Here is a 12,562-nt window from a genome sequence, read left to right as displayed (position 1 = left end):
GCACGGGCCCCGACATGTCCCGACAGATTACAGCTTGACCGCCGCGTACAGCTCGCCGACTTCGTGCAGGGACAGCGCCCGCAGCGTGCCAGGCTTCGTACGGCCCAGCTTGACCGGACCGAACTCGATCCTGGCCAGGTCGATCACGCGGTGGCCCGCCTCCTCCAGCATGCGCCGCACGACGTGCTTCTTGCCCTCGTGCAGGACGATCTCGACCAGCGCCTGCTGGCCGTGCTCCTGCACGATCGCGAAACTGTCGGCCTTGACGATGCCGTCCTCGAGCTCGATGCCCTTCTTCAGGCGGCGCGCCAGGTCACGCGGGATCGGGCCCGGCACCTTGGCCCAGTACTTCTTCTGCACGCCGTAGCTGGGGTGCGTCAGCCGGTGCGCGAGCTCGCCGTCGTTGGTGAGCAGCAGCAGGCCCTCGGTCTCGGTGTCGAGCCGGCCCACGTGGAACAGGCGCGGCGCCAGCTCCTGCACGTAGTCGGCCAGGCACGGGCGGCCGTCCGGGTCCTCCATCGTGGAGACCACCCCGATGGGCTTGTTCAGGGCGTAGTACACCAGGTCGGGGGCGGTCGGGATGCGCTTGCCGTCGACGTGGATGACCTGCTTGGCAGGGTCGACCTTCGCACCGAAACGGCGCACGACCTGGCCGTTGACGGTCACGCGGCCCTCGCCGATCATCTCCTCGCAGGCGCGGCGGCTGGCGACGCCCGCCTGGGCGAGCACCTTCTGCAGCCGCACGCCGTCGGGAACCTCGGTGGTGTCGCGCTCCTCCTGGTCCCACGGCTCGTAGAAGTCGCGGTCCTTGACCGGGCGGGCACTCTTGAAGCGGTCACGCTGCCCGCCGCCGGCCGTACGGCCCGCGCCGGTGGAGGCGCGTCCGCCACCGATGGTCTGCACGCCGGGGCGAGCGGAACCCGAGCCGGGGCGGCTGCCGCGGCCGAAGTCACGGCTCACGCTCTCCCGCGTGGACCCTCCACGCCGGTCGTCGCGCCGGTCGTCGCGCCGGTCATCACGGCGGTCGCCACGGTCGTCGCGGCGGCCGTCGTGGCGGTCGTCGCGGGAGGCGTAGTCGCGCGGGGCGTTGTCGCGCTGGGCGGAGTCGCGGGTTCCGTAGCCGGAGCCGCCGAAGCCGCGCTCCTGCGACGAGTCGTCGCGTCGTCCGTAGCGGCCACGGGTGCCAGCGCCGGCCGAGGTGTCGCGGAAGTCGTGACCGCTGTCGACGCGGGAACCGCCACGCCCGGCTCGCGGAGCCGAACGCTCGTCGCGCGGCTCGTAGCCGCCGTCGTAGGAGCCGCCACGCGGCCGCCCGGCCCCGTAGGACCCGCCACGGTCGTCGCGGGAGTAGCCACCGCCACGGGAGAAACCGCCGCGCTCACCACCACGGTCCCCGCCACGGTCATCGCGCGAGAAACCGCGCTCCCCGCCACGGGAGAAGCCGCCGCGCTCGCCACCACGAGCCGAAGCGCCGCGCTCATCGCGGGAGAAGCCACCGCGGTCGCCGCCGCGGTCGTCACGCGAGAAACCGCGCTCACCGCCGCGAGAGAAACCGCCGCGCTCGCCACCACGGGCCGAAGCGCCACGCTCATCGCGCGAGAAGCCACCGCGGTCGCCGCCGCGGGAGTCGCGGCCCGAGCCGCCGCGGAAGTCGCGCGAATCGCGGGCGCCGCCGCGCGAGTCACGGGAGTCGCGGCCGCCGCCACGGGAGTCGCGCGAGTAGCCGCCGCGCTCGCCGCCGGAGTCGCGGTAGGAGCCGCCGCGCGAGTCACCGCGCGCGCTGGAGCCGTACGAGCCAGAGCCGTACGAGCCGGAGCCGGAAGAACCCGAGCCGGAAGAACCCGAGCCGGAAGAACCCGAGCCGTACGAGCCCGAGCCGTAGGCACCCGAGCGGGGCGAGCCGGAGCCGTACGAGCCGCCGCGCGAGTCGCGCGGGTCGCGCGAGCCCGAGCCGCCGCGGCGGTCGTCGCGGCCGGTGGAGCCGCCGGACCTGGAGCCGTCGCGTCCGGCGCGCAGCGAGTCGCGGCCGGATCCGGAGTCGTTGCGGCGCGGCCCTCCGCGGCGCTCGTTCGATCCGAAGGCGGGACGCCCACTGCGTCCACGACCGCGTCCATCACCGGACGGGGTGCTACGCCTGTTGTTCACTGAACTCTCCTAAGAGTCGAGACTGTCGATGTCGTCGGGAAGGAACGGGGCGAGCTCGGGAAGCTCGTCGAGGCCCTTGAGGCCCAGTCGTTCCAGGAAATATGCGGTTGTGCGGTAGAGAACCGCCTGGCTCTCCGGATCCTGTCCGGCCTCTTCGACCAGGCCTCTGGCCACGAGGGTCCGCATCACGCCGTCGCTGTTGACGCCGCGTACGGCGGCCACGCGGGCGCGGCTGACCGGCTGGCGGTAGGCCACGACTGCGAGGGTTTCGAGCGCCGCCTGGGTCAGCCGGGTCTGCTGGCCGTCGCGGACGAACCGTTCGACGAGGGGTGCGCAGTCGGCGCGCGTGTAGAAACGCCAGCCGCCGGCCACCTCTCTCAGGTCAAAACCCCGTCCGGCCTCCGTGTATTCCGCGGCGAGTGCGCGCAGGGCCTCGGCGACCTCGTGGGTGGGGCGTTCGAGGACCTGGGCGAGGGTGATCTCGGCCACCGGTTCGTCGACGACGAGCAGGATGGCTTCGAGGGCGGCGTGCAGGCCGGGGCCGCTCGCGGGCGCCTCGTCGTCGTCCGGGGACGACGACGGCGCCCATGAGGTGCCGGGCTCCGCCGTACCGTCGGCGGGGGTTTGGGCGGGGACGGCGCCGGTGAGGGGCGGGGAGTGCTCGCCCTCGAGGGAGCGCCGGGGCGCGGGGAGATCGTCGAGCCGTTCACTCATCGTCGGAGCGGTTCTCTTCCTCGTAGTCGTCACCGACCGCGACGTCGCCGTCGTCGGTGCCGGTCCAGGTCACGTGCAGGTCGCCGAGAGGTTCGAGCTGCTCGAAGGTGACCGCTGACTCCCTGAAGAGCTCCAGCACCGCCAGGAATCGGGCGATGACCTCGATGGTGCCCTCGCAGTCGGCGGTCAGCTGCCGGAAGGTGGCCACCCGCAGGCGTCGCAGGTGAGCGACCAGGATAGCGGCCTGCTCGCGCACGCTGGCGAGCGGTTGGTAAACGTGCCCGAGGTTGACGGTCGGCGGTAGCTTGGGGGTGAACGCGCGGGCGGCGATGCGGGCGAGCTGGTCGGGGCCGATGCCGAGCACGAGTTCGGGCAGGAGGTCGGCGAAGGCGGGCTCCATGGGCACGATGCGGGGGTGGCGCAGTGCCTCGCGCGCCATGAGGCCGGAGAAGACGGAGGCGACCTCCTTGTAGGCCTTGTACTGCAGGAGCCGCGCGAACAGCAGGTCGCGGGCCTCCAGCAGGGCCAGGTCCTCTTCGTCTTCGACCTCGCCGGAGGGCAGCAGGCGTGCGGCCTTCAGGTCGAGGAGGGTGGCGGCGACGAGCAGGAAGTGGGAGGTCTGGTCGAGGTCCCATTCGGGGCCGCGTGACCTGATGTAGGAGATGAACTCGTCGGTCACCTTGGACAGGGAGACCTCGGTGATGTCGAGCTTGTGCTTGGAGATGAGGCCGAGCAGCAGGTCGAAGGGGCCTTCGAAGACGTCCAGGTGAACCTGGAAGCCTTGCTGCTGCTCAACCTCTCCCGACGTCACCTACCGATTGTCGCAGGCACCGGCCACCGCGAGAGCACTTCGCGGGCAAGTTCGCGGTAGGCGCTGGCGCCCAGCGAGGTGGGGTCGAAGCTGGTGATCGGTTCCCCGGCGACGGTGGCGTCGGGGAAGCGCACGGTGCGGTTGATCACCGTGTGGTAGACCTTGTCGCCGAAGGCCTCCACGACGCGGGCGAGGACCTCGCGGCCGTGCAGGGTGCGGGCGTCGTACATGGTGGCCAGCAGGCCCTCGATGACCAGTTCGTCGTTGAGGCGCTCCTGGACCTTGATGATGGTGTCCATGAGCAGCGCCACGCCGCGCAGGGCGAAGAACTCGCACTCCAGCGGCACCATGACGCCGTGGGCGCAGGTGAGGGCGTTGATGGTGAGCAGGCCGAGCGACGGCTGGCAGTCGATGAGGCAGACGTCGTAGTGCGGCAGCAGCGGCTTGAGCACGCGGCCGAGCACCTGCTCGCGGGCGACCTCGGTGACGAGCTGGACTTCCGCGGCCGACAGGTCGATGTTGCACGGCAGCAGGTCGAGGTTGTCGACGCCGGTCTCGAGCAGCACGTCCTCGCCGGAGACGTCGCGGTCCATCAGGAGGTTGTAGACGGTCAGGTCGAGCTGCAGCGGGTTGATGCCCAGGCCGATCGACAGGGCGCCCTGGGGGTCGAAGTCGACCAGCAGCACCTTCAGGCCGAGCTCGGCCAGGGCGGCGCCCAGGTTGATGGTCGTGGTGGTCTTGCCCACCCCGCCCTTCTGGTTGACCATCGCGACCACCCGGGCGGGTCCGTGCGTGTCGCGCAGGACGGGTTCCGGGAACACCGGTCGGGGACGACCGGTGGGGCCGAGATTCCCGCCGCGTTTGGCGGTGTCGGTCTTCGTGTCACCCCAGGGGTTCTCGGGGGTCCCCGGGGTCGAACCATTGGCGGTCACAGTCACCAGCTCGAACCTCCCTGACGGTCCCGAACCGGACCGTCCGGACGGACACTATGGCGTCAGCTTTTGTACGGCAAGGCAACACACCGCATAGCCGCACGTCGGCAAAGACTATAGATCACTGACGGGCGCGAGGGTGCGCCGCGGCGTAGACCTCGCGAAGTTTGTCGACCGTCACCAGGGTGTAGACCTGAGTGGTCGTCACCGAGGCGTGGTCGAGCAACTCTTGCACCACCCTAACGTCAGCCCCGCCGTCAATGAGGTGAGTTGCGAACGAATGGCGCAGGACATGCGGCGACACGCCGTCGATGCCCGCTCTCTCCGCCGCGTTCTGCAGCACCTCCCAGGCGCCCTGCCTGGTCAGGGGGCCGCCGCGGGCGTTGAGGAAGAGGGCGGGCGTGCGGGGGGTCAGCAGGGGCCTGGCGCGCACGAGGTAGGCGTCGAGTGCCTGGCGGGCGTAGGTGCCGAGGGGGGCGACGCGGACGTTGCCGCCCTTGCCGTGCAGGCGCACCTGGTCGGGCTCCAGGTCGTCGACGGCCAGGGCGAGGGCTTCGGAGATGCGCGCGCCCGTGCCGTACAGCAGCTCCAGGAGCGCGCGGTTGCGGAGGGTGAGGGGCGCGTCGGCGGGTCCGGCGGCGGCCAGGAGCGCCTCGACCTCGGCGACGGAGATCGCCTTGGGCAGCGGGCGCGGGCGCCTGGGCGGCCTGACCTCGTGGGCCGGGTCGTGGCCGGCCATGCCCTCGCGCAGGGCGAAGCGGTGCAGGCCGCGCACGGCGGAGATGGCGCGGGCGGCGGAGCTGGCGACCAGGGCGGGGCGCTCGCCGTCGCCCTGGCGCAGGGCCGACAGGAAGGCGAGGACGTCGGCCTCGCCCACCTCGTCGATCTTGCTGCGTCCCAGGTCTCGCAGGTGTTCGAGGTAGCGGCGCAGGTCTCGCCGGTAGGCGGCGAGCGTGTTGGCGGCCAGTCCCTCCTCCACCGCCAGGTGGGCGAGGTAGCTGGACAGCACCGCCTCCACTGGGACTCCCTTCAGGCCTCCGGGGCGTCGGAGGGGCGCAACGTGTGGAAACCCTCGGCCGATGCCGCGTATGCGGCGAGAATACCGGCCACGGCCGGAGAATTGTGGATCTTACCCATCAGGGCAAGTTCCACGGCGTCGGGCAGGGGGATCCACTCGACCGGCATGTCGGTCTCCTCGTGCGTGCGCACGAAGTCGATCTCCACGGGTGACAGGTCGCGGGCCAGGAAGACGCGGATGCGCTCGTTGGTCATGCCGGGCGAGCTCATCAGGTCGACGAGGGTGTACCAGGTGGCGGCCTGGTGCCCGGCTTCCTCGGCCAGCTCCCGTGCGGCCGTCTCGGCCAGCGGCTCGCCCTCGACGTCGCGCAGGCCGGCGGGCAGCTCCCACAGCTGGTGCCCGGCCGCGTGACGGTACTGCCTGATCATCAGCACCCGGTCGTCGTCGTCGAGCGCGAGCACCGCGACGGAGCCGATGTGCACGATGTAGTCGCGGTCGGCGACGTCGTCGCCCGGCATCTCGACCGTGTCGGTGCGCACGCCGAACACGCGCCCCTGGAAGTGGTCCTTGGTGGCCGTGACCGGCCACTGCTCGGGGTAGTCGGAGATGGTCACTTCTGCCCCGCAAGCGCCGCCGCGACCAGGCCCTTGAACAGCGGGTGCGCGCGGGTGGGGCGGGACTTGAACTCGGGGTGGGCCTGGGTGCCGATGAAGAACGGGTGCTGGTCGGCGGGCAGCTCGGTGTACTCCACCAGGCGGCCGTCGGGCGACAGGCCGGAGAAGACGAGCCCGACCTTCTCGAGCTGCTCGCGGTAGGAGTTGTTGACCTCGTACCTGTGGCGGTGGCGCTCGTCGGCCTTGGCCTTGCCGTACAGCTGGCGGGCCAGGGTGCCCTCGCCGAGCTTGGCGGTGTAGGAGCCCAGGCGCATGGTGCCGCCCATGTCGCGCTCGCCGGAGACCACGTCCTGCTGGTCGGCCATGGTGGAGATGACCGGGTGCTTGCTGTCGGCGTCGAACTCGGCGCTGTTGGCGTCGTCGATGCCGGCCAGGTTGCGGGCGGCCTCGATGACCATGCCCTGCATGCCGAGGCAGATGCCCAGCAGCGGGACGCGGTGCTCGCGGGCGTGGCGGATGGCGCCGATCTTGCCCTCGATGCCGCGCACGCCGAACCCGCCGGGGATCAGGACGCCGTCGACCCCTTCGAGCTCGCGGGCGGCGCCCTCCTCGCTCTCGCAGTCGTCGGACTTGACCCAGCGGATGTTGACGCGGGCGTCGTTGGCGAATCCGCCGGCGCGCAGCGCCTCGGTGACGCTCAGGTAGGCGTCGGGCAGGTCGATGTACTTGCCGACCAGGGCGATCGTGACCTCCTTGGCCGGGCGGTGCACGCGGCGCAGGAGCTGCTCCCACTCCTTCCAGTCGACGTCGCGGAAGGGCAGGCCGAGGCGGCGCACGACGTAGGCGTCGAGTCCCTCGGAGTGGAGCACCTTGGGGATGTCGTAGATGGAGGCGGCGTCGACGGCCGAGACGACGGCGTCCTCGTCGACGTCGCACATCAGGGAGATCTTGCGCTTCAGCGACACGGTGATCGGCCGGTCGGAGCGGCAGACGATGGCGTCGGGCTGGATGCCGATGCTGCGCAGCGCGGCCACGGAGTGCTGCGTCGGCTTGGTCTTGAGCTCGCCGGAGGGCCCGATGTACGGCAGGAGCGAGACGTGCAGGAAGAAGACGTTGTCGCGGCCCACCTCGTGGCGGATCTGGCGCACGGCCTCCAGGAAGGGCAGCGACTCGATGTCGCCGACGGTGCCGCCCACCTCGGTGATGACCACGTCCACGTCGGGACCGGCCATGCCGCGGATGCGCTCCTTGATCTCGTTGGTGATGTGCGGGATGACCTGGACGGTGTCGCCCAGGTATTCGCCGCGGCGCTCCTTGGCGATCACGTTGGAGTAGACCTGGCCGGTGGTGACGTTGGCGCTGCCGTGCAGGTCGGTGTCGAGGAATCGTTCGTAGTGGCCGACGTCGAGGTCGGTCTCGGCGCCGTCGTCGGTGACGAAGACCTCGCCGTGCTGGAACGGGTTCATCGTGCCGGGGTCGACGTTGAGGTAGGGGTCGAGCTTCTGCATCGTGACCCGCAGCCCCCGCGCCTTCAACAGCCTGCCCAGGCTGGAGGCGGTCAGGCCCTTGCCGAGACTGGAGGCGACACCGCCGGTGACGAACAGATGCTTGGTTTGCGATGCGCTGCGCAAGGAGTCTCCCGTGGCTCGAGGTGTGGCCTTGTGTCCACGGGCTCTCAGGATATCAAACAACGCCATCCACATGCGTGAATGGGAGGGACCGACCGGTAACTTAAGGGGCTATGTCATTTGTGGGCGCGCTGGTTCACCGCGCATACGCGATGATCCGCCGAGTGGGGGCGATTTCCCCCGCCAACCCGGCCGGGTACCGTTTCCGGCGTCTCGGCGAGGGTGTGAGCATCGCCTTCCCGCCAGGAGCGATCTTCGGGGAGCGGTGGATCGAGATCGGCGCGCGCACCCTGATCGGTGAGCGGGTCTCCATCTCCTGCGGCATGATGCCGGGGCCCGATCTGGGGCCGCACTCCATCGTGCGGATCGGCGAGTCGTGCTCGATCGGGCGGGGCTCGCACATCGTCGGCCACCAGTCGATCGACATCGGCGACAACGTCTTCACCGGCCCGTACGTCTACATCACCGACCAGAACCACGTCTACGACGATCCCGAGGTGCCGATCGGGCGGCAGTGGCCGCGCAACAACCCGGTGTCGATCGGCAGCGGCTCGTGGATCGGGACCGGGGCGATCATCCTGCCGGGGTCGCGGATCGGGCGGCAGTGCGTGGTGGCGGGCGGCGCGGTGGTGCGCGGGGAGTTCCCGGACCACAGCGTGATCGCCGGGGTGCCGGGGCGGGTCGTGCGCACCTACACGCCGGAGGACGGCTGGCGTACGCCGGGCGTGGCCGCCCTGGACCGGCCCGCGTGAGCCCCGTACCCATCCCGTGCCCGCCCGCCGGGTGTGCCACGGGCCGGACGCCCGCGTGAGCCCGGCCCGATGATCGGCGTTCTCGGGCCGCTGGAGATCTCGGGGCGCCGGGTCGGCGGCAGCCGGTTGCGGGTGCTGCTGATCCGCCTGGCCCTGGAGCCCGGCCGGGTCGTGACCTCCGAGCGCCTGATCGACGACCTGTGGCCGGAGGAGCCGCCCGAGCATCCCGCGGCGGCGCTGCAGTCGCTGGTCTCCCGCGCCCGGCGCGAGGTGCCCGGCGTGATCTCCTCCCATCCGGCCGGCTACGTGCTCGACGCCGAGGTGGACGCCGCGCTCTTCGAGCGGCTGGCCCGCGCGGGCGAGCACCGCGCCGCCCTGGCCCTGTGGCGCGGTACGGCCCTGGCCGACGCCCGGAGCATGCCCTTCGCCCAGGCTCCCGCCGCGCGCCTGGAGGAGCTGCGCCTGCGCTCGCTGGCCGCCCGCATCGAGGACGACCTGGGCGAGCACGACGTGCTGCCGGAGCTGGAGGAGCTCACGACCGCCCACCCGCTGCGCGAGCCCTTCCACGCCCTGCTGGTGCGGGCGCTGGCCGGCGCGGACCGGCGGGGCGAGGCGCTGGAGGCCTTCGAGCGCATCAGGTCGAGACTGGCCGGGGAGCTGGGCGCCGATCCCGGCCCCGAGCTGCGGCAGGCGCATCTCGACGCGCTTCGTGAGCGGCGCCGCGGCAACCTGCCCGCCCCGTTGACCGGGTTCGTGGGCAGGCAGGCCGACGTGGAGCGGGTGCGCGGCCTGGTGAGGTCGAACCGGCTGGTGACGCTCACCGGTCCCGGCGGTGTCGGCAAGACGCGGCTGGCCCTGGAGGTGGCCGCCGCCCTGGACGTCCCCGACGGCGCCTGGCTGGTGGAGCTCGCGGGCGCCGCCGACGTGCGGGCCGCGGTCGAGGCGGTCGTTCCGCTCAAGGACAGCGCGCCGCTGCTGGTGCTCGACAACTGCGAGCACGTGGTCGACGAGGCGGCGGCGGTGGCGCAGCGGCTGCTGTCGGCGCATCCGAGGCTGCGGATCCTGGCCACCAGCCGGGAGGCGCTCGACGTGACGGGCGAGAGCGTCCACGTGGTGCCGCCGCTGCCGGAGCGGGAGGCGGCCAGGCTGTTCGCCGAGCGGGCCCTGGCCGTACGCGCCGACGCGCAGGTGGAGTCGGTCCCGGTCGGCCGCCTCGACGGGTTGCCGCTGGCGATCGAGCTGGCCGCCGCCCGGCTGCGCACCATGCCGGCCTCGACGGTGTCGGAGCAGCTGGCCGACGTGCTCGGGCTCAGGGGCAGCCGTACGGCCCAGCCGCGGCACCGCACCCTGCGCGCCGTGATCGAGTGGAGCTGGCGCCTGCTCGAACCCGCCGAGCAGCGGCTGCTGAGCCGGATGTCGGTCTTCTCCGGCGGCGCCACGTCCGGGGCGGTGCTGGAGGTGTGCGGGGCCGAGGGCGAGGTGCTGGCGTCGCTGGTCGACAAGTCGCTGGTGCAGCTGCGCGGGGAGCGCTACGCCCTGCTGGAGACGGTCCGCCGCTTCGCCGCCGAGCATCTGGACGACGACGGGCTCGCGGCACGCCATGCCCGCTACTTCGTCGAGCTGGCCGAACGTGCCGAGCCCGAGCTCAGGAGCGGCGCGCGGCAGCTCGGCGCGCTGGCCCTGTTCGAGGCGGAGTCGGGCAATCTCGACGCCGCCATGGCCTGGTCTCCCGACCGGGCGTTCCTGGCCAGGGTCTGGTTCTGGATGATGCGCGGCAGGCGCCGTGAGGCGCAGACCTGGGCCGCCGCCCTGTTGGATCGCACCACGGGTGCGGCGCGCGGGTTGTGCGAGCTGATCGCGACAGGTGAGCTGCCGCCCGGCCTGACGGAGTCCGGCCATCCGGCGGCCAGGGCCGGGTGGGCGCTCTCGGTGCGCCTGGCCCCGCCGCGTGACGTGATCGAGCTGGCCGAGGGGGAGGTCTCCCGGCGTCCCGGCGATCCGGTGGCCGCCCTGATGGCGGGGATCGCGCAGTTCGAGTACGGCGACGCCGCCCGCGCCGAGCGGTTGCTGCCTGAGGCGCTCGACGGCTTCCGCGCCACCGGTGACCGCTGGGGGCTGGCCCTGGCGCTGTACTGGCTCTCCCTGGCCGCGGAGAACCGCGGCGACCCGGCCGGGGCCCTGGAGCTGGCGCTGCGCTCGGTGGAGCCCGCCACGGAGATCGGCGGGGTGCAGGCGCTTCCCGGTCCCGCCCATCTCGGGGTGCGCGTGGCCCGGCTCCAGGCCGAGCTGGGTGAATTCGCGGCGGCCGACGCGGCGCTCGACGCGCTGGACGTCGACGATCCGCTGGCGCTGGCCAGAATCGCGCACGCGCGCGCCGAGGTGGCCCGCAGGCGCGGCACGCCCGACCGCGAGCGGGCCGAGGAGGCGCTGCGGCTGCTGATGGGGCAGGAGGCGCCTGACCAGTTCGCCGCCCAGGTCCAGGTGGAGCTGGCCTACGCGACGGCCTCGCCGCAGCCGCTGCGCCGGGCCCTGGAGCTGATGGACGGGCACCCGGACCGCACGGCGCGGGCGATCGTCCTGGAGCACGCCGCCGCCTGGTGCGGCTCGCAGCGGCTGCTGGACGCGGCGCGGGCGCTGCGCTCGGGTCAGGCCACGATGCCGAGCCCGGAGAGGTACGCCCTCAGCCTGCTCTCGTCGTCGCCGTCGAAGCCGATGTAGCCGTCGGGGCGCACCAGCAGGAACCCCTCCCCCGGATGCACGCGCACCCGCGGGTCGGCGATCTCGGCCGCCCCGAAGAGCGTGAAGTGCGTGCCGCGCAGCTCCTCCAGGCGGCCGGGCAGCCGCTCGCCGCCGCGCTCGCCCTCCGACAGCGGGCTGTCCCGGTAGCCGAGGTTGAGCTGCTGGGTCTCCTCGTCGCGCTTGAGGTCCTGCTCGCGCAGCAGCCGGGTGCTCAGGCCGAGGACGTGCTCGGCGACTGGCATCCGTTCGGCCTCGTAGGTGTCGATCACCCGGTCGAGGCCGAGCGCGAGCTTCCATCCCAGGTTGTAGGCGTCCTGGACGCCGGTGTTGAGCCCCTGTCCACCGGCGGGCGAGTGCACGTGGGCGGCGTCGCCGGCCAGGAAGATCCGGCCGTTCCTGAACCGCTCGGCCATGCGGATGTTGACCCGGTACTCCGACTCCCACAGCACCTCGCGGATCTCGACGGGCGGCTCGACGCCTGGGGTGCAGGTCAGCTGGAAGACGTCGCTGTGCGGCATGGGGCACAGTCCCGCGAAGCCGTTCTCGTCGCCCCACATGTGCCAGTGGTCGCGGTCGAGCCCGTCGACCCTGACGTCCTTGAGCGTCATGCGCTCGGTCTCGAAGGTCTCGCCGTGGAAGCCGATCCCGGCCAGCTTGCGCACGGTGCTCCTGCCGCCGTCGGCGCCGGCCAGGTAGGCGCAGCGCACCCGCTCGCCGCCGCCGAGCGTCACGGTGACGCCCTCGCCGTCCTGTTCGGCTGCGACCACTTCGGTGCCCAGTTCCACGTGGTGTCCCAGGGCGGCCAGCCGCTCGCGCAGGATGCGCTCGGTGCGCCACTGCGGCTGCATGACGACCATCGGGTACGGCACGGCCCGCGAGGGCTGCTTCGGCTCGTGCATCCGGTGTTCCCAGACGACCCGGCCGTCCTGGTAGCCGCGGATCGGCGGGTAGACCGAGCCGGTGGCGAGGATCTCGTCGATCACCCCCAGATCGTGGAATACCTCCAGCGTGCGCGGTTGCAGCCCCTTGCCGCGCACGCCGGACGGGTGCTCGGGCGAACGTTCGACGATGCGGAGGTCGACGCCCCTGCGGGCCAGCTCGATGGCGAGGGTGAGACCGGTCGGCCCGGCGCCGGCGATCAGTACGTGTGTCATGGGTCAAACGCTGGCCCATGCCTCTGCCAAACCTCTGTCAGCGACTGCCAGAGGC

10 protein-coding genes are annotated in these 12,562 nt (G+C 72.2%); 2 read left to right on the top strand and 8 right to left on the bottom strand.

Features of this window, described 5'->3' with window-relative positions; translation table 11 throughout:
- Window positions 1-27: 27 nt before the first annotated feature.
- The 7 genes from HNR30_RS49940 to pyrG form a co-directional block, all read right to left on the bottom strand.
- Window positions 28-2,145, bottom strand: a complete 2,118-nt coding sequence (locus HNR30_RS49940) for a pseudouridine synthase (RefSeq protein WP_312894256.1) — start codon at window positions 2,143-2,145, stop codon at window positions 28-30.
- A 9-nt stretch (window positions 2,146-2,154) separates the two neighbouring features.
- Window positions 2,155-2,859: an SMC-Scp complex subunit ScpB gene (gene scpB, locus HNR30_RS05935; protein WP_181608597.1), complete on the bottom strand. Its 705-nt coding sequence runs from the start codon at window positions 2,857-2,859 to the stop codon at window positions 2,155-2,157.
- A complete protein-coding gene (locus tag HNR30_RS05930; RefSeq protein ID WP_181608596.1) occupies window positions 2,852-3,670 on the bottom strand; it encodes a segregation and condensation protein A in 819 nt (272 codons plus the stop codon). Before HNR30_RS05930 ends, scpB begins: the two co-directional genes overlap by 8 nt.
- Complete coding sequence (locus HNR30_RS05925) at window positions 3,667-4,608, bottom strand: AAA family ATPase (RefSeq protein WP_181608595.1); 942 nt, start codon at window positions 4,606-4,608, stop codon at window positions 3,667-3,669. The genes HNR30_RS05930 and HNR30_RS05925 overlap by 4 nt, the downstream gene beginning before the upstream one ends.
- Window positions 4,609-4,723: 115 nt before the next feature.
- Window positions 4,724-5,620 carry a tyrosine recombinase gene (locus HNR30_RS05920; protein WP_181608594.1) on the bottom strand — a complete coding sequence of 299 codons (897 nt, stop codon included), beginning with the start codon at window positions 5,618-5,620 and terminating at the stop codon, window positions 4,724-4,726.
- 11 nt (window positions 5,621-5,631) lie between these two features.
- Complete coding sequence (locus HNR30_RS05915; protein WP_312894255.1) at window positions 5,632-6,234, bottom strand: NUDIX domain-containing protein; 603 nt, start codon at window positions 6,232-6,234, stop codon at window positions 5,632-5,634.
- The gene (pyrG, locus tag HNR30_RS05910) at window positions 6,231-7,865 is read right to left on the bottom strand and encodes a CTP synthase (RefSeq protein ID WP_181608593.1); all 1,635 of its coding nucleotides are present in this window, start codon (window positions 7,863-7,865) and stop codon (window positions 6,231-6,233) included. Before pyrG ends, HNR30_RS05915 begins: the two co-directional genes overlap by 4 nt.
- Window positions 7,866-8,026: 161 nt before the next feature.
- On the opposite strand from pyrG, the gene HNR30_RS05905 reads away from it, so the two are divergent.
- Together HNR30_RS05905 and HNR30_RS05900 are read left to right on the top strand one after the other, a co-directional pair.
- Window positions 8,027-8,614 carry an acyltransferase gene (locus HNR30_RS05905; protein WP_312894254.1) on the top strand — a complete coding sequence of 196 codons (588 nt, stop codon included), beginning with the start codon at window positions 8,027-8,029 and terminating at the stop codon, window positions 8,612-8,614.
- Window positions 8,615-8,683: 69 nt separating this feature from the next.
- Window positions 8,684-11,332 (top strand): AfsR/SARP family transcriptional regulator, encoded by a 2,649-nt coding sequence (locus tag HNR30_RS05900; RefSeq protein WP_181608591.1) that lies wholly within the window; start codon window positions 8,684-8,686, stop codon window positions 11,330-11,332.
- Here the strand turns inward: HNR30_RS05900 and HNR30_RS05895 are convergent.
- Entirely contained in the window at window positions 11,260-12,507 is a 1,248-nt protein-coding gene (locus HNR30_RS05895) for an FAD-dependent monooxygenase (RefSeq protein ID WP_181608590.1), read from the bottom strand. The two genes, HNR30_RS05900 and HNR30_RS05895, sit on opposite strands and share 73 nt — an antisense overlap.
- Between the last annotated feature and the right edge of the window lie 55 nt (window positions 12,508-12,562).

It is taken from the genome of Nonomuraea soli, assembly GCF_013761175.1.
GTDB classification, from domain to species: Bacteria; Actinomycetota; Actinomycetes; order Streptosporangiales; family Streptosporangiaceae; genus Nonomuraea; species Nonomuraea soli.
Note: the sequence above shows the minus strand (reverse complement) of the source record. Positions and strands in the feature narration are given on the sequence as shown.

Excerpts from the sequence above, each read along its gene's own strand:
- HNR30_RS05900 (WP_181608591.1), top strand. The coding sequence starts at position 8,684 with ATGATCGGCGTTCTCGGGCCGCTGGAGATCTCGGGGCGCCGGGTCGGC.
- scpB (WP_181608597.1), bottom strand. The coding sequence starts at position 2,859 with ATGAGTGAACGGCTCGACGATCTCCCCGCGCCCCGGCGCTCCCTCGAG.
- HNR30_RS05895 (WP_181608590.1), bottom strand. The coding sequence starts at position 12,507 with ATGACACACGTACTGATCGCCGGCGCCGGGCCGACCGGTCTCACCCTC.